This is a genomic window from Stutzerimonas sp. KH-1 (assembly GCF_054483855.1).
In genome coordinates this window covers 2,643,900-2,659,782 of sequence record NZ_CM137011.1, presented here as the reverse complement: position 1 = coordinate 2,659,782, position 15,883 = coordinate 2,643,900, and the positions used below count along the sequence as shown (strand labels likewise).

Annotated in this window: 14 protein-coding genes; 9 read left to right on the top strand and 5 right to left on the bottom strand. The window is 67.6% G+C overall.

The features are described from left to right. Positions 1-337: 337 nt before the first annotated feature. Together ACX1DW_RS12880 and ACX1DW_RS12875 are read left to right on the top strand one after the other, a co-directional pair. Positions 338-745, top strand: coding sequence for a diacylglycerol kinase (locus ACX1DW_RS12880; protein ID WP_125869435.1), 408 nt, complete (start codon positions 338-340; stop codon positions 743-745). A gap of 28 nt (positions 746-773) precedes the next feature. Beyond that, positions 774-2,927, top strand: a complete 2,154-nt coding sequence (locus tag ACX1DW_RS12875; RefSeq protein WP_458991665.1) for an LTA synthase family protein — start codon at positions 774-776, stop codon at positions 2,925-2,927. A gap of 70 nt (positions 2,928-2,997) precedes the next feature. On the opposite strand, the gene ACX1DW_RS12870 is transcribed toward ACX1DW_RS12875, so the two are convergent. Next, positions 2,998-3,522, bottom strand: coding sequence for a hypothetical protein (locus ACX1DW_RS12870; protein WP_458991664.1), 525 nt, complete (start codon positions 3,520-3,522; stop codon positions 2,998-3,000). Between the two features lie 10 nt (positions 3,523-3,532). Continuing rightward, on the bottom strand, positions 3,533-3,937 hold the full coding sequence (locus tag ACX1DW_RS12865; protein ID WP_458991663.1) for a DUF1924 domain-containing protein: 405 nt from the start codon (positions 3,935-3,937) through the stop codon (positions 3,533-3,535). 142 nt (positions 3,938-4,079) lie between these two features. On the opposite strand from ACX1DW_RS12865, the gene ACX1DW_RS12860 reads away from it, so the two are divergent. Then, positions 4,080-5,636, top strand: a complete 1,557-nt coding sequence (locus ACX1DW_RS12860; protein WP_200600247.1) for a 2Fe-2S iron-sulfur cluster-binding protein — start codon at positions 4,080-4,082, stop codon at positions 5,634-5,636. A 95-nt stretch (positions 5,637-5,731) separates the two neighbouring features. Here the strand turns inward: ACX1DW_RS12860 and ACX1DW_RS12855 are convergent, their stop codons facing one another. The 3 genes from ACX1DW_RS12855 to ACX1DW_RS12845 form a co-directional block, all read right to left on the bottom strand. Then, positions 5,732-7,138: an MBL fold metallo-hydrolase gene (locus ACX1DW_RS12855; RefSeq protein ID WP_458991662.1), complete on the bottom strand. Its 1,407-nt coding sequence runs from the start codon at positions 7,136-7,138 to the stop codon at positions 5,732-5,734. A gap of 72 nt (positions 7,139-7,210) precedes the next feature. After that, positions 7,211-8,299 (bottom strand): tRNA (uridine(54)-C5)-methyltransferase TrmA, encoded by a 1,089-nt coding sequence (gene trmA / locus ACX1DW_RS12850; protein WP_200600243.1) that lies wholly within the window; start codon positions 8,297-8,299, stop codon positions 7,211-7,213. A gap of 91 nt (positions 8,300-8,390) precedes the next feature. Then, the gene (locus tag ACX1DW_RS12845; RefSeq protein WP_011912110.1) at positions 8,391-9,686 is read right to left on the bottom strand and encodes an NCS2 family permease; all 1,296 of its coding nucleotides are present in this window, start codon (positions 9,684-9,686) and stop codon (positions 8,391-8,393) included. A gap of 130 nt (positions 9,687-9,816) precedes the next feature. On the opposite strand from ACX1DW_RS12845, the gene ACX1DW_RS12840 reads away from it, so the two are divergent. The 6 genes from ACX1DW_RS12840 (at position 9,817) to ACX1DW_RS12815 (ending at position 15,843) form a co-directional block, all read left to right on the top strand. Continuing rightward, positions 9,817-10,380, top strand: coding sequence for a DJ-1 family glyoxalase III (locus ACX1DW_RS12840; RefSeq protein WP_458991661.1), 564 nt, complete (start codon positions 9,817-9,819; stop codon positions 10,378-10,380). A 72-nt stretch (positions 10,381-10,452) separates the two neighbouring features. Next, positions 10,453-11,427, top strand: coding sequence for an XdhC family protein (locus tag ACX1DW_RS12835; protein WP_200600241.1), 975 nt, complete (start codon positions 10,453-10,455; stop codon positions 11,425-11,427). Positions 11,428-11,434: 7 nt separating this feature from the next. Further along, a complete protein-coding gene (locus ACX1DW_RS12830) occupies positions 11,435-12,025 on the top strand; it encodes a nucleotidyltransferase family protein (protein WP_200600239.1) in 591 nt (196 codons plus the stop codon). Positions 12,026-12,149: 124 nt separating this feature from the next. Beyond that, positions 12,150-12,662, top strand: a complete 513-nt coding sequence (locus ACX1DW_RS12825) for a (2Fe-2S)-binding protein (protein WP_133456229.1) — start codon at positions 12,150-12,152, stop codon at positions 12,660-12,662. Next, positions 12,659-13,645, top strand: coding sequence for an FAD binding domain-containing protein (locus ACX1DW_RS12820; protein ID WP_017245375.1), 987 nt, complete (start codon positions 12,659-12,661; stop codon positions 13,643-13,645). Before ACX1DW_RS12825 ends, ACX1DW_RS12820 begins: the two co-directional genes overlap by 4 nt. Then, positions 13,642-15,843, top strand: coding sequence for a xanthine dehydrogenase family protein molybdopterin-binding subunit (locus ACX1DW_RS12815; RefSeq protein WP_200600237.1), 2,202 nt, complete (start codon positions 13,642-13,644; stop codon positions 15,841-15,843). Before ACX1DW_RS12820 ends, ACX1DW_RS12815 begins: the two co-directional genes overlap by 4 nt. Positions 15,844-15,883: the final 40 nt, after the last annotated feature.

The following is a 15,883-nucleotide window of genomic DNA, read 5'->3' as shown; positions in this document are numbered from 1 at the left end:
GATAGCCGCGTCGCCGATCGAGATTCGTACATATAAAGCCAGCGAGCTTGTACCGACCGCCTAAGGCACCCGCCTTCGGGGGCGGCGGGGCGATCTGCTTTTCACTTTTTTTTCACATTCTTTTGACGAGGCGTTGATTCGCGCCTCGCTAGTTTGGCGCTCCGTTACCGACCGGAATGGCTCGCCATGACCACATCAAGCTTCACCCAGCTGGAGTTATCGAGCAGACCCGGCTGCTGGTGTGCGCTGGGGACTCTCTACCGGCGCCCGGATGGATGGCCCCGGCAGTGGCACGACCAGCAGGCCGCTCATCCCACCTCCAGTGAGGTGCGCTGCGATGTCATCTGAGCTCTCATCCGAGCGTGACCGCGCGGTGGCCGATGGCGCAGCGCTCAAGGGGCGCAGCGGGCTGACACGGCTGTGGCTCGCTGGCGGCTATTCGTTCGCCGGCCTCCGGGCCGCCTATCTCGGCGAGGCGGCGTTCCGCCAGGTGGTGTTGCTCAACCTGCTGCTGATCCCGCTGGCGTTTCTGCTCGACGTCAGCCGCGTCGAGCGCGCCGTGCTGATTGCCGTGGTGCTGCTGGCGCCCATCGTCGAGCTGCTCAATTCGGCCATCGAGGCCACCGTCGACCGCATTTCGCTGGAGCTGCACCCGCTGTCCAAGCGCGCCAAGGACATGGGTAGCGCGGCCCAGCTGCTGACCATGACGCTGATCGCTCTGGTCTGGGCGGTGATCCTGCTCTGAGTCCCTTCCCGTTGCCCAGGAATTTCCCATGACCGATGGAACCGCTCGCGCCCAGGCCGGCCAGCCCGGCCTGCGCCACCACCTGCTGTTCATGGCTGGCAGCGCGCTCGCACTGCTGATGCTGTTCACCCTGCTGCGTCTGGCATTGTTGCTGTACAACCGCGAGCTGCTCGGTGATGCCTCGCTGGCCACTCTGCTGGAAGGCTTCGGCAACGGCCTGCGCTTCGACCTGCGCCTGCTGGTCTACATCTGCGTGCCGCTGTCGCTGGCGGTGCTCAGTCGCCGTGCGATGGCCGCGCGCAAACTGCAGCGGCTCTGGCTGGCTGCCTGCGCCAGCCTGGTGATCCTCCTCGGCATGGTCGAGCTGAACTTCTACCAGGAATTCCACCAGCGCCTGAACAGCCTGGTCTTCCAGTACCTCGCCGAGGACCCGGCGACGGTGCTGAGCATGCTCTGGCATGGCTTTCCGGTGCTGAAGCTACTGAGTGTTTGGGGTGGGCTGACACTGCTCTGGTCGCTGCTGTTCGGTTGGCTCGACCGCCGTTGCCGGCCACGCGCTGGGCTGCCGTCCAAACGATCGGCAGCACCTATGCAGCTGAGCTGGCACTGGCGCGGTGCGACGCTGGTCGCGCTGGTCCTGATCAGCGTGGTCGCCGCTCGCGGCACCCTGCGTCAGGGCCCGCCGCTACGCTGGGGCGATGCCTTCACCACCGACTCGGTGTTCATCAACCAGCTCGGCCTGAACCCGGCGCTGACCTTCTACGAGGCGGCGAAGAACCGCTATTCCGATCATCGCGATAACGCCTGGGAAGCCGTGCTGCCCGAGGACGAGGCCCTGGCGGTCACCCGCGAGCTGCTGTTGACCGGCAACGACCAGCTGGCCGACGCGGAGCTGGCCGCCGTGCGCCGCGACTACCGGGCGCCGGAGGCCGGTCGCTTGCCGGTGCGTAACGTGGTGGTCATCCTGATGGAGAGTTTCGCCGGGCGCTATGTCGGCGCGCTGGGCAGCCGCGACGGCATCACACCCCACTTCGACCGCCTGGCCGGTGAGGGCCTGCTGTTCGAGCGCTTCTTCGCCAACGGCACTCACACCCACCAGGGCATGTTCGCCAGCATGGCGTGCTTTCCCAATCTGCCGGGGTTCGAGTACCTGATGCAGTCACCGGAGGGCGGCAACCGCTTCTCCGGGCTACCGCAGCTGCTCAGCGCCCGGGCGTTCAACGACGTCTACGTCTACAACGGCGATTTCGCCTGGGACAACCAGGCCGGCTTCTTCGGCAACCAGGGCATGACCCGCTTCGTCGGGCGCAACGACTACGTCGACCCGGTAGTGGCCGACCCGACCTGGGGCGTCTCCGACCAGGACATGTTCGACCGCGCCGTGCAGGAGCTCGGCGCCCTGGCACCGGACGAGCCCTTCTACGCACTGCTGCAGACGCTGTCCAACCACACACCCTATGCGCTGCCGGACCCGCTGCCAGTGCCGGCGGTCAGCGGCCATGGCTCACAGGATGCGCACCTGACCGCCATGCGGTACTCAGACTGGGCGCTGGGCCGCTTCTTCGAGCAGGCCAAGCGCCAACCCTGGTACCAGGACACCCTGTTCGTGGTGGTTGGCGACCATGGCTTCGGCGCGCCGGAGCAGCTTACCGAGATGGACCTGTTCCGCTTCCATGTGCCGCTGCTGCTGATCGCCCCCGGCGTCACCGAACAGTTCGGCAGCCGTCGCGAAGTGGTCGGCACCCAGGTCGACGTGGTGCCGACCATCATGGGCCGCCTCGGTGGCGAGGTGCGCCATCAGTGCTGGGGCCGTGACCTGCTGGCACTGGATGAACGTGACCCGGGGTTCGGCATCATCAAACCCTCGGGCAGCGACCAGACCGTGGCGATGATTCGCGGCGAGCAGATCCTGGTCCAGCCCAAGGACCTCGCGCCGCGGCTGTACCGCTATCGCCTCGGTGCCGATGCCAGCGCCCAGCGGATCGAGGATGCCGACAACGCGGCGTCGATGCTGCGCCAGCTGCAGGCCTATCTGCAGGTTGCCACCGCCAGTCTGCTGGCCAATAGCGCGGGCGACCGCGAGCGGAAGGAGCCAGAGACGGGGCAGCAACTGGCGCGTGCCGGCGGCGGGCAGCAGGTTGTGCTGCCGGCGCCGAGCCCTCGTCAGCCGCGTGAGGGGTGAGTAAAGGCGTGGTTCAGCGGCTGCGGCCCGGGTGTTCTGGCGTGAGTAAAACGGGCGCACAGGCCATCGCTCAGCGCGGAATCTTCACCCGGTCATCGTCGAAGTCGCCACGCTCGGCATCGCGGTGGCAGGCCACGCAGTTGAAACGGCCACCGACCGATTCGCGGGCGAACTTGGCATCGCTGACTTCGTCGTGCTTGCGTTCGAACCAGCGGGTCTGGCTGATGCGCGGCGGCTCGCCAGTGGTCGGCGACGGCTCCACCGGCAGGCGGTTGGCGGCCGAGGCGCGGACCAGAACGTCGAGGATTTCATTTTCCTGCGCTGGGTCCAGCGAAGCGTTGCTGCCGTAGTGATCACTCAGAGTGCGCATCTGCTCGCGCCAGGCATCGGCCGGTAGCAGGCCCGGGGAATAGAGCATGTGGCAGGCAGCGCATTCTTCTTTCCACACCAGCGGCGCGTCGCTCGGTATCGACAGGCGCTTGGGCCGTTTGTAGCCCTTGCGTTCGTGGTGATCGTCATCGGCCAAGCTGAAACCGGCCAGGGTCAGTGCCAGCGTCAGGCCGGCGACGGTAGAAAGCGCAACGATGGGTTTCATGGCCGTACTCCTACTTCAAGCCAGTGATCCAGGCGATGAAGTCGCCCTTTTCCTGGGCGGTGCATTCGCGGGCGAAGACGTCGTCGCAGTTGCGACGGAACCACTTCTCGACCTTCTTCAGGTTGGTGAAGCGCTCGGGGTTGGCCACGGGTGCTAGCGGGTCGACCTTGCGGTGTGCGGGTGTCTTGCCCGCTTGGCGCGGGTCGGCGGTATGGCAGGTGGTGCAGCTCATGGTCTTGCCGTTGCGCTGCTCCTCGGCGACGTACAGCGCCTCGCCGCGCTCGGCGGAAAAGCCGGCGAAGGCCGGGTCCTGCTGACGGACCTGGGCGGCGTAGCCAGCCAGCAGCGGGTGCTCGGTTTCGGCCAGCGCCGGTAGGCTCAGGCAGCAGGCCAGGACGATCCAGTGGGCTTTCATGAGGTGCTCTCCAAAGGGGGGATGAGCGCAGCCTAGGCCTGATGCCTTACGCGAAGCTGAATATGGCAGTTCGATGGCATTCAGCTTCGCTTCAGCTGGTGGGTTTACAAAAGTGGCACTTCCTATCCAGAGGATTGCCATCGTGGCTGCCTTCAAGCGTTTTCGCCTGTTTCACTGGCTGCTCGCCGGATTCTTCGTCGCCGTCTACCTCAGTGGCGACGATGCCGAGCTGCTGCACGTCTGGCTGGGCTACGGCCTGGTCGCCCTGTTGGTGCTGCGCCTGCTGATTGCGCCACTGCGTCCACGCGGTTTTCCGCGGCTGCTGCCAGCCAGGCCGCAGCGGCGCAAACCGAGCCTGACCACGTTCGGTAGTTGGCTGACCTTTGGCACGCTGCTCAGCCTTGCCCTGGCCAGCCTGCTCGGGCTGGGCATGGTGGACAACGGCGATGTACTGGCGGCGCTGCCGGGTGTTGGCCCGGGCCTGTTCGGTGCGGCCAGCGACCTCGATTTCGTCGGCTGGCTGGACGATGCCGAGGAGGTGCACGAGTTCTTCGCCAATCTGGCGCTGACCCTGGTCGCGCTGCATATCGGCTATGTCTTGCTGTTCCGTCGCACTGCTGCCTGGGCGATGCTGCGCGGCCCGCGCCAGCCGGCCGAACCGGCCGCGCCGGTGTCGGTCGCGGTTTCCGAAACGCCGGTATTCGCCGCGCTGACGGTGATCTCGCGCCGGGCCGAGACGGCCGATACCGGCTCGTTCAGCCTGCAAGTGCCGGCGGAACTGCGCGAGCGTTTCGCCGCGCAGCCGGGGCAGTTCGTCACCCTGCGCGTGCCCTGCGCCGAGCGGCCGTTGCTGCGCTGCTATTCGCTGTCGAAACCGCTCGGCAGCGACGGCGTGCTGCGCATCACCGTGCGCCGCGTGCCCGGCGGGCGAGCTTCGAACTGGCTGCTGGATAACCTGCAAGTGGGGCAGCGTATCGAGCTGTTGCCGCCAGCCGGCCGCCTGGTGCCGGATGATCTGGACGGCGACCTGCTGTTGCTGGGCGCCGGCAGCGGTATCACACCGCTGCGTGCGATTCTCGAGGCGGCGCTCGAGCGCGGCCGCGGGCGGGTCTTCCTGTTCTATGCCAGCCGCGATGCCGCTTCGCTGATCTTCGCCGAGGAGCTGGCCGATCTTGCCGCACGCCATCCCGAGCGCCTGCAGCTGCGTATCTGGCTGGATGCCGAGCAGGGCGTGCCCAGTGGGCCGGCGATCGCCGCGAAGATCGCCGACTGGCCGCAGGGCGAGGCGTTCGTCTGCGGGCCGCAGCCGTTCATGGACGGTGCTTCGGTGGCGCTGGCCGAGCTCGGCGTGAAGAGCGACTCCATTCATGTCGAGCGATTCGATGCGCCCGTTCCCGCAGTGCCGCTCGGCGAACCGCGCCAGCCGCTGCGCAGCCGCCTGCAGGTGGCATTGGACGGCCGCCGGCATGCGCTGGATGTGCCGCAAGGCGAGGTGCTGCTGGACGCCATGGAGCAGGCCGGGCTGCAGCCGCCCAGCGCCTGCCGCTCCGGTGTCTGTGCGGCCTGCCGTTGTCGGGTGGTGGAGGGCAGCGTGAGCATGCGCAGCAACCAGGTGCTCAGCGACCAGCAGGTCCGCCAGGGCTGGACGCTCGCCTGCCAGGCGGTGCCGACCAGCGCGCGGCTGGCGGTGGAGTACTGACGGGCGAGGAAAGAGGGTGGCCGGCTGCGCGGAACCGGCCAAGCGTGAATCAGCGTGCCCGAGCTATGCAGTGGGCACGCCTGGAGGACGTCGCCTTATCCGTCGGAGCGGCTTTTCTCCACCGGCAGATCATGCCGCTGCCAGGCCATCCACGAGCCGGGAATGTTCACCACGTCGCGGAAGCCTTCGCGCTTGAGGATGCTCGCGGCGATCGAGGCGCGGTAGCCGCTGCCGCAGTAGGTCGCCACGGTCTTGCTGCGGTCCAGCTGCCCCAGCCCGTCGGGCAGGTGGGCGACGAAGGCGTGCTCGGCACCAGGCACACGGCCCTGTGCGACTTCCTCGGGGGAGCGTACGTCGAGCACCTGCACCTGCGGATTCTCGCGACGACGGTTCAGTTCGTGCACCGTCCACTGTTCGACGCGCGCCAGCGGCAGGCCGGCGTTCTGCCAGTCGGTCATGCCGTTGCGTAGGTAGCCTTCCACACGATCCAGCCCGATGCGATAGAGCTGCAGCGTGGCCTGCTGAACCTGCTGGCTGTCTTCGCCGATCAGGTAGATCGGCCGCTGGTCATCGAGCATCCAGCCGGCCCAGCTGACGAACTCGTTTTGCAATGCGATGTTCAGTGCGCCATCCACATGGCCGCCGCCAAAGGCGAGTATCGAACGCAAGTCCACCAGCTGCACCGCTTCCTTGTCGGCGATGCGCTCGGCGAAACGCTCCGGTGACAGTGGCGGCGGCAGCGCCGGCCCATGGATGCGCCTGGCCTGCCGCACGTTGTAGCGCTTGAGTCGCGCATAGTGGCGTGGTGGTTCGGGCATCCCGGTCAGCAGCCAGTCGACGAATTCGCTTTCGCTGCGCCGCTGGTTGAGCGCCGGGTTGAACAACAGCTCGTTGCCGAGCGTGGAGCGTCGGCGATCACCGATGGATTTGCCGCAGGCCGAACCCGCGCCGTGGCAGGGATAGATCTCGACGCGCTCACCGAGCGGCAGGTAGCGGGTGAAGAGGGTGGCATAGAGCTGTGCGGCCAGCTGTTTGGTGCTGTCTTCGCCGAGCAGGTCGGGGCGGCCGACGTCGAGGTTGAACAGAGTGTCGCCGGTGAACAGCGCGAACGGCTCATCACCCTGCTGGCCGTCGCGCAGCAGCAGCGAAATGTGTTCTGGCGTGTGGCCGGGCGAGTAGATGATTTCCAGGCTGACCTGGCCGAGCTCCAGCACCTCGCCATCGGCAGCCTGGCGCAGCTCGAAGTCATAGTCCGGCGAGCAGCCACCGATGATCTCGGCACCACTGCGTTCGGCCAGCGCCTGGGCGCCGGAGACGAAGTCGGCATGAATGTGGGTTTCGATGGCGTAGGCGATGCGCAGGCCCTTCTCACGGGCCAGGTCGAGGTAGACATCGACGTCGCGGCGCGGGTCGATCACCGCAGCGACCGCGGCCTTGCTGTCGCCCACCAGGTAGGAGATCTGCGCCAGGCCATCGGTATAGATCGGCTCGAACACCAGCATGGTTGCACCTCCGTAACGGCTGAATGGTTACGGATGTGGAACGTCGACGGGTTGCCGACGTTCACTCGCCGATCATTTGCGGACCAGCAGAACCCCGGCTTCCATATGGTGCGTGTAGGGGAACTGGTCGAACAGCGCGCAGCGCTCGATGCGATGGGTATCGGCGAGCTGGGCGATGTTCTGCGCCAGGGTCTCCGGATTGCAGGAGATGTAGAGGATGCGCTCGAAGCGACGGGTCAGTTCGCAGGTGTCCGGGTCCATGCCAGCGCGCGGCGGGTCGACGAAGATGCTGCCGAACTGGTAGCTCTTCAGGTCGATATGGGCCAGGCGACGGAACGGGCGCACCTCGTTCAGCGCCTGGGTCAGTTCTTCGGCGGAGAGGCGCACCAGCTCGATGTTGTCGATGCCGTTGTCTTCGATGTTGGCCAGCGCGGCGTTGACCGAGGTCTTGCTGATCTCGGTGGCCAGTACGCGGCGCACGCGGGTGGCCAGCGGCAGGGTGAAGTTGCCGTTGCCGCAGTACAGCTCCAGCAGGTCGTCGTCGCGCTCGCCGAGCGCTTCGAAGGCCCAGTTCAGCATCTTCTGGCAGACCTCGCCGTTGGGCTGGGTGAAGGCGCCTTCCGGCTGGCGATAGCGGAAGCGGCGTCCGGCGACCACCAGCTGTTCTTCCACGTAATCGCGGCCGATGACGATGCGCTTGCCCTTGGAACGGCCGACCAGGCTGACGCCGAGGCCTGCGGCTAGCTGCTCGGCTTCGGCCTGCCAGGCCTCGTCCAATGGGCGGTGGTAGGCGAGGGTGATCAGCGCATCGCCGCTCAGGGTGGTGAGAAATTCCACCTGGAACAGTTTGAAGCTGAGCACTTCCGAGGCCTGCCAGGCGGACCTGAGTCGTGGCATCAGCTCGTTGATGCGGCGGCTGGCGATGGGGAAGTCGTCGATCAGGATCGCCTTGTGCTTGTCGCCCTGCTCGAACATTGCGTAATGGCGCTGGCCGTCTTCGCGCCACAGGCGGAACTCGGCACGCAGGCGGTAATGCTCGCGCGGCGAATCGAAGACTTCCGCTGCCGGTGCATCGAACGGTGCCAGCAGCTCCTCCAGCCGGGCGGCTTTTTCGGCGAGTTGGGCGTCGTATTGGGCGGGGTCGAGCTGGGGCAGCGGCATGGCAGGGCTTCGTGCAGAGGTTTCAGGAGCTTCGCGGCCAAGCCCACTTCCGGGCGGACAGTGGGAGCGGCCGCGAACGTGTACGGTCTGGTCAGCCGGTAAACCAGCCCAGCTTGACCACGAACAGTGCCGAGAGCACCCACATCGCCGGGCTCAGCTCGCGCCAGCGGCCGGCCAGCAGCTTGATGGCGGTCCAGGCGATGAAGCCGAAGGCAATGCCGTTGGCGATGGAGAAGGTCAGCGGCATGGCCAGCGCGGCGATGGCCACCGGCGCGGCGACGGTGAGGTCGTCCCAGTCGATGCCGGCCAGGCTGCTCATCATCAGTACGGCGACGAACAGCAGCGCCGGGGCGGTGGCATAGGCCGGCACGGCACCGGCCAGCGGGGCGAAGAACAGGCTGAGCAGGAACAGCAGCGCGACCACGCAGGCGGTCAGGCCGGTGCGGCCACCGGCAGCGGTACCGGCGGCGGATTCGATGTAGCTGGTGGTGGTCGAGGTACCCAGCGCCGCGCCGGCCATGGTGGCGGTGCTGTCGGCGAGCAGGGCGCGGCCCAGGCGCGGCATCTTGCCGTCCTTGTCCAGCAGCTCGGCTTTCTGCGCCACGCCGATCAGGGTGCCGGAAGTGTCGAACAGGTCGACGAAGAGGAAGGCGAAGATCACGCTGATCAGGCCGATATCCAGCGCGCCCATGATGTCCAGCTGCATGAAGGTCGGCGCCAGCGACGGCGGCATCGACACCACGCCGTTGAGCTGCGACAGGCCGAGCAGGATCGACAGGCCGGTGACCACCAGGATGCCGATCATCACCGCACCGGTGACCTTGCGGTAGGCCAGCGCGGCGATCAGAAAGAAGCCCAGGCACGCCAGCAGCGGGCCGCCGGCGCTGAGGTCGCCGAGGCCGACCAGGGTGGCCGGGTTGTCGACGACGATGCCGGCATTCTTCAGGGCGATGATCGCCAGGAACAGGCCGATACCGGCGGCAATGCCGGCGCGCAGGGCCAGCGGAATGCTGTGGATGATCCATTCACGGATCTTGAAGATCGACAGCCCGAAGAAGATCAGGCCGGAAAGGAACACCGCACCCAGCGCGGTCTGCCAGGTGTAACCCATGGTCAGCACCACGGTGTAGGTGAAGAAGGCATTCAGGCCCATGCCCGGTGCCAGCGCGATCGGGTAGTTGGCGACCAGGCCCATGATCGCCGAGCCGATGGCTGCCGCCAGGCAGGTGGCGACGAACACCGCGCCGTGGTCCATGCCGGTCTCGGCGAGGATGCTCGGGTTGACGAAGAGGATGTAGGCCATCGTCAGGAAGGTGGTGATGCCGGCCAGGATCTCGGTGCGCAGCGTGGTGTTGTGCGCCTTGAGTTGAAACAGCTTTTCCAGCATGGTCGATCCTCTTGTGCCGGTTAAGTGTGGGGCCGTCGCCTCTGGCGGGCGGCTGGCCTGTCGTCGCAAAAGCCGGGCATCTTACACCGGCCGGCAGCGCGGTTGAATTTCCATTGAGCAGGTGAACGCCATGAGCAAACGTGTCCTGATTCCGATCGCCGACGGTTCCGAAGACCTGGAGGCCGTCACCCTGATCGACGTACTGCGCCGCGCCGAGTTCGACGTGGTGGTGGCCAGCGCCGAGGAACGGCGCATGCTGACCTGTGCGCGCGGCACACGGATCACCGCCGACGCCGTGCTGCTCGATGTGCTGGCGCAGGACTTCGACCTGATCGTGCTACCCGGTGGCATGCCCGGGGCGAAAACCCTCGGCGAGCTGGAGCCGCTGGCCGAGCGCGTGCGCCAGCAGGCCCGCGCCGGGCTCGATTATGCTGCGATCTGCGCCGCACCGGCGGTCGCGCTGCATCCCTACGGCGTGCTCAAGGGTCGCCAGGTGACCTGCTACCCAGGCATGAGCGACAACCTCACCGGCACGCATTTCCTCGACCAGCCGGTGGTGGTGGACGGCAACTGCATCACCAGCCAGGGCCCGGCGACCGCCCTGGAATTCGCCCTGACCCTGGTGGAGCGCCTGGCCGGACGGGGCAAGCGGCGCGAGGTGGCCGACGCCATGCTGGTGCCGGCGACGAACTAACCACGCAGCCCATCGGTCACTGCTTGCATTGCCGGAAGCTCCGGCGGCAATTGGCTGAATCCGAGGAAAGCGATGGACAGTGTCGATCTGGCAGTGCTGCGGCGTGCCCGCGACTGGTTGCGTGACGGTCACGCGGTGGTGCTCTACACGGTGATCGAAACCTGGGGCAGCGCGCCGCGCCCGGTGGGCTCGCTGCTGGCGCTGCGCGGCGACGGCCGTGTCGAGGGCTCGGTGTCCGGTGGCTGCGTCGAGGACGACCTGCTCGCCCGGGTCATGGCCGATGAGCCACCGTCGACCTGCCAGCTGATCACCTATGGCGTGAGCAAGGAGGAATCCGCGCGTTTCGGCCTGCCCTGCGGTGGCACTCTGCGCCTGCTGCAGGAGCCATTGCGCGATGCCGGCTGGATCGACGAGCTGCTGACGCGCTGCGCCGCACACGAGCGGCTGCTGCGTCGGCTGGACATGGCCAGCGGCGCGGTCGTCCTGCAGCCCGTCGGGCGTGAGGCTGTGCTGCAGTTCGATGGCCATACCCTGCGCGCGCCATTCGGTCCGGCCTGGCGCCTGCTGATGATCGGCGCCGGGCAGCTGTCGCGCTATGTCGCCGACCTGGCTCACGGCCTCGGCTTCGAGGTACTGATCTGTGACCCACGCGAAGGCTATGCCCACGACTGGAATCCGGCCGCCGTGCGCTTCGTGCCCGGCATGCCGGACGACGCCGTGCTGGCCATCGAACCGGATGCGCACACCGCCATCGTCGCGCTGACCCACGACCCGCGGCTGGACGACATGGCGCTGCTCACCGCGCTGCAGTCCGAAGCCTTCTACGTCGGCGCCCTGGGCTCGCGGGCCAATAGCGAGAAGCGCAAGGCGCGCCTGCTCTCGCTGGGCCTTGGCGAGCGCCAGGTGCAGCGCCTGCACGGCCCCATCGGGCTGCCCATCGGCAGCCGCACGCCGGCGGAAATTGCCCTGTCGCTGATGGCCGAGGTGGTGGCGCTGAAGAATGGCGCCCTGGCGCCGAGCCTGTCGGCGCAGCAGCGCTGTGCCTGAGCACAGGGTGCCTGGTGCCGGTGTCTGCGCCATGGTGCTCGCCGCCGGGCAGGGCAGCCGTTACCGCGCGGCCGGTGGTGCGGACAAGCTGCTGGCGCCGAGCCTCAGCGATGCGCCGGCGCCGCCGGTGCTCGCCGCCACGCTGGCGAACCTGCGCGGCGTCGCCGAGCGGCTGCTGGTGGTGAGCCGCGCCGACAATGGTCCGCTACACGACTGGCTTGGCGCCCATGCCGGGGACTGCGAGCGGCTGCTGGTGGAGACCCGTGGCCTCGGTCATAGCCTGGCCCAGGCGGTCGCCCATGCACCGGCGGCCCGCGGCTGGCTGGTGGCGCTGGGCGACATGCCCTATGTCCAGCCAGCGACTCTGCGGGCCATCGTCGCGGCGATCGACCACGACAATCTGGTGGTGCCTGTCCATCAGGGGCGGCCCGGCCATCCGCGCGGGATTGGTGGCGCTCATCGCGAACGGTTGCTGCAGCTCGATGGCGATCACGGTGCCCAGGCGCTGTTTGCCCGGCATGCCGTGCAGCAGCTGGAGGTGGACGACCCCGGCGTGTTGCAGGACATCGACCACCCGGACGATCGCCGGCGGTGCTGATCCGATAAGCCTGCACGGCGATGCTCCGGCCCCCGCTCAGGGAGCTGAACGATTTCGGCGCCACGCCAGTCGTACCCCAAGACGCACGGACAGCGCACACCAATGCCCAAACCGTGAGGCTGCCATGAGCGAACATTCTTCAGCTGCAGGCCAGACCTGCACCATCAGCCTGGAGCTGAACGGCGAACGCCGTGAGCTCCAGGTGCAACCCTGGACCACCTTGCTCGACCTGCTGCGCGACCAGCTCGGCCTGACCGGCACCAAGAAAGGCTGCGATCACGGCCAGTGCGGCGCCTGCACGGTGCTGCTCGACGGGCGGCGCATCAACAGTTGCCTGACCTTGGCGGTGATGCACGACGGCGCGCGTCTGACCACCATCGAGGGCCTGGCCAGCGCCGAGGCGCTGCATCCGCTGCAGGCCGCCTTTGTCAAGCACGATGCCTTCCAGTGTGGTTATTGCACGCCGGGGCAGATCTGCTCGGCGGCCGGGCTCGCGGCCGAGCACCGCGCCAGCAGCCGCGACGAGATCCGCGAACACATGAGCGGCAACCTCTGCCGCTGCGGCGCCTATCCGAACATCCTCGCCGCCATCGAGGAGGCACTGCCGGTGCTACGTGGCCAGGAGGGTGCGCAATGACGCCGTTCAGCTACCAGCGCCCCGAACGTATCGACCAGGCCATCGCCCTGCACGGGCCGGACAGCCGCTATATCGCCGGTGGCACCAACCTGCTCGACCTGATGAAGGAAAACGTGCTGCATCCGGGCCAGCTCATCGACATCAACGGCCTGCCGCTGCGCGAAATCGAGCAGACCGCCGAGGGTGGCCTGCGCATCGGTGCGCTGGTGAGCAACGCCGACCTGGCCTGGCACCCGCAGATCGAGCAGCGCTACCCGCTGCTGAGCAAGGCCATTCTTGCCGGCGCATCGCCGCAGCTGCGCAACATGGCCAGCACCGGCGGTAACCTGCTGCAGCGCACCCGCTGCTACTACTTCTATGACACCGCCACCCCGTGCAACAAGCGCGAGCCGGGGTCCGGCTGCGGCGCACGCGACGGGCGCAACCGCATCCACGCCATCCTCGGTGCCAGCGAGGCGTGCGTCGCCGTGCATCCCTCGGACATGTGCGTCGCGCTGGCGGCGCTGGACGCGCGGGTGCACATCGAAGGGCCACATGGCCAGCGGCGCGTCGACCTGGTGGACTTTCACCGCCTGCCCGGCGACCAGCCGCAGCTGGACAATGTGCTCACCGAGGGCGAGCTGATCACCGCCGTCGAACTGCCGGTGGAGGGCTTCGCCAGCCACTGCGCCTACCTCAAGGTGCGTGACCGCGCGTCCTACGCTTTCGCCCTGGTCTCCGTTGCCGCCGCGCTGGAGGTCGATGGCGACGTCATTCGTCGCGCACGCATCGCCTTGGGCGGCGTGGCCCACAAGCCCTGGCGCCTGGAGGAAGCCGAAGACCTGCTCAGTGGTCAGCGCGCCGAGCCGGCGAGGTTCGCCGCGGCGGCCGATCGCCTGCTGCAAGGTGCGCAACCGCTTGCCGACAATGCCTTCAAGATCGACCTGGCCCATCGCGCCATCGTGCGCGCGCTCACCGAAGCCGCCGGAGGAACCGTCCGATGAACAGTGCCAACTCTCCACTGGGCAAGCCACTGGATCGCGTCGACGGCCCGCTCAAGGTCACCGGCAAGGCCTGCTATGCCGCCGAAGCCGAGGTGCCGGGGCTGCTCTACGGCGCGGTGGTGTCGAGCCGCATCGCCCGTGGCCGAGTCACGCGCATCGACGCCGCCGCGGCCGAGGCATTGCCCGGCGTGCGCCTGGTGCTGACCCATCAGAACCGACCGCCGGTGGCCAGCTACGACAAGCCCTATGAGGACGACGATGCCGCCGAAGGCTCGCCGTTCCGCCCGCTGTACAACGACCGCGTGCTCTACAGCGGCCAGCCTCTGGCGCTGGTGGTGGCCGAGACCCAGGCCCTGGCGCGCCATGCGGCGAGCCTGGTGCGAGTCGAATACGAAGTCGAGGCACACCAGACCGATCTGCAGGCCGTGCGCGATCAGGCCCACGATGCGCCTGCCGAGCTCCCCGAGCCGCGTGGTGATTTCGACTCGGCGTTCGCGGCGGCGGCAAATCGCATCGACCGTGAGTACGAGACCCCGGTGGAACACCACAACCCCATGGAGCCGCATGCTTCCATCGTCCAATACCAGCCGGGCGGGGAGCTGCTGATCCACGACAAGACCCAGGGCGTGCAGAACTGCCAGCGCTACCTGGAGCAGGTGTTCGACATGGAGGGCAAGATCCGCGTGCTGTCGCCCTTCGTCGGCGGTGCCTTCGGCTCCGGCCTGCGCCCGCAGTACCAGCTGCCGCTGGCAGTAATGGCCGCGCTCAAGCTCAAGGCCGCGGTGCGCGTCGAGCTGACTCGCCAGCAGATGTTCACCTTCGGCTATCGCCCGCGGACCGTCCAGCAGCTCAAGCTCGCCGCCGATGGCGAAGGGCGGTTGCAGGCCATCGAGCACAGGGCCATCGGCCAGACCTCGCGCTTCGAGGACTTCACCGAGCACGAGGTGGAGTGGTCCGGCATGCTCTACGCCTGCGACAACGTGCGCCTCGGCTACCGTCTCGCGCCGCTGGACGTCTATACCCCGCTGGACATGCGCGCCCCGGGGGCGACCATTGGCGTCTATGCGCTGGAGTACGCGATGGACGAGCTGGCGTATGAAGTCGGTATCGATCCGCTGGAGCTGCGCTTGCGCAATTACACCGAGACCAACGGCAACGAGGGCAAGCGCTATTCCAGCAAGGAGCTGCGTGCCTGCTACCAGCAGGGTGCCGAGCGTTTCGGCTGGTCGCGGCGCCCGGCGCAGCCACGCAGTCTGCGCGACGGCCATCAACTGGTCGGCATGGGCATGGCCACCGGTGTCTGGGAGGCGATGCAGATGCCTGCCTCCGCTCGCGCCTGTCTCGACGCGGACGGAAGGCTGCTGGTAACCAGCGCCACCGCCGACATCGGCACCGGCACCTACACCGCGATGACCCAGATCGCCGCCGACGCGATGGGCCTGCCGATGAGCGAGGTGGAATTCCGTCTCGGCGACTCCAGCCTGCCGCAGGCGCCGCTGGAAGGCGGTTCGGCCACCGTGTCATCGGTGGGCAGCGCCGTGCAGCGGGCCTGCGCCGGCCTGCGGCAGAAGCTGCTGGACGCCGTGCAGCAGTCGCCGGCCTCGCCGTTCACCGGGGCGAGTCTGGACGCGGTGGAGTTCGTCGATGGGCAGCTGCGGCTGAAAACCGGCGAACATGCCGTGGCGCTGCGCGACATCGTCCAGGTCAGCGGGGCGCTGGACGCCGAAGCCAGCGTCAAGCCCGACGAGAAGCGCGACGCCTGGGCGACCGCGACTCATTCGGCGGTGTTCGTCGAGGTGCGCGTCGACGAGGACCTTGGCACCATCAAGGTCAGTCGCGTGGTCAGTGCGATCGCCGCCGGACGGATCGTCAACCCGAAGACGGCCGGCAACCAGATCGTCGGCGGCGTGGTATGGGGTATCGGCCAGGCGCTGCACGAGGAGACGCTGATCGACCACCGGCTCGGCCGCTACATGAACCACAACCTCGCCGAGTACCACATCCCGGTGAACGCGGACATTCCCGAGATCGATGTGATCTTCGTCGAGGAACACGACGAGGTGGTCAACGAGCTCGGGTCGAAGGGAGTAGGGGAGATCGGTATCGTCGGCGTGGCGGCGGCGGTGGCCAATGCGATCTACAACGCGACCGGCAGGCGGGTAAGGGACCTGCCGATTACCCTGGATAAACTGCTGTAGTCGCTGGCGCGCTGGGTGGGCTTCGGCCCGCCGTTGCGGC

Coding starts and splice junctions, on each gene's coding strand:
- ACX1DW_RS12880 (WP_125869435.1), top strand. CDS start 338: ATGTCATCTGAGCTCTCATCCGAGCGTGACCGCGCGGTGGCCGATGGC.
- ACX1DW_RS12875 (WP_458991665.1), top strand. CDS start 774: ATGACCGATGGAACCGCTCGCGCCCAGGCCGGCCAGCCCGGCCTGCGC.
- ACX1DW_RS12870 (WP_458991664.1), bottom strand. CDS start 3,522: ATGAAACCCATCGTTGCGCTTTCTACCGTCGCCGGCCTGACGCTGGCA.
- ACX1DW_RS12865 (WP_458991663.1), bottom strand. CDS start 3,937: ATGAAAGCCCACTGGATCGTCCTGGCCTGCTGCCTGAGCCTACCGGCG.
- ACX1DW_RS12855 (WP_458991662.1), bottom strand. CDS start 7,138: ATGCTGGTGTTCGAGCCGATCTATACCGATGGCCTGGCGCAGATCTCC.
- trmA (WP_200600243.1), bottom strand. CDS start 8,299: ATGCCGCTGCCCCAGCTCGACCCCGCCCAATACGACGCCCAACTCGCC.
- ACX1DW_RS12845 (WP_011912110.1), bottom strand. CDS start 9,686: ATGCTGGAAAAGCTGTTTCAACTCAAGGCGCACAACACCACGCTGCGC.
- ACX1DW_RS12840 (WP_458991661.1), top strand. CDS start 9,817: ATGAGCAAACGTGTCCTGATTCCGATCGCCGACGGTTCCGAAGACCTG.
- ACX1DW_RS12835 (WP_200600241.1), top strand. CDS start 10,453: ATGGACAGTGTCGATCTGGCAGTGCTGCGGCGTGCCCGCGACTGGTTG.
- ACX1DW_RS12825 (WP_133456229.1), top strand. CDS start 12,150: ATGAGCGAACATTCTTCAGCTGCAGGCCAGACCTGCACCATCAGCCTG.
- ACX1DW_RS12820 (WP_017245375.1), top strand. CDS start 12,659: ATGACGCCGTTCAGCTACCAGCGCCCCGAACGTATCGACCAGGCCATC.
- ACX1DW_RS12815 (WP_200600237.1), top strand. CDS start 13,642: ATGAACAGTGCCAACTCTCCACTGGGCAAGCCACTGGATCGCGTCGAC.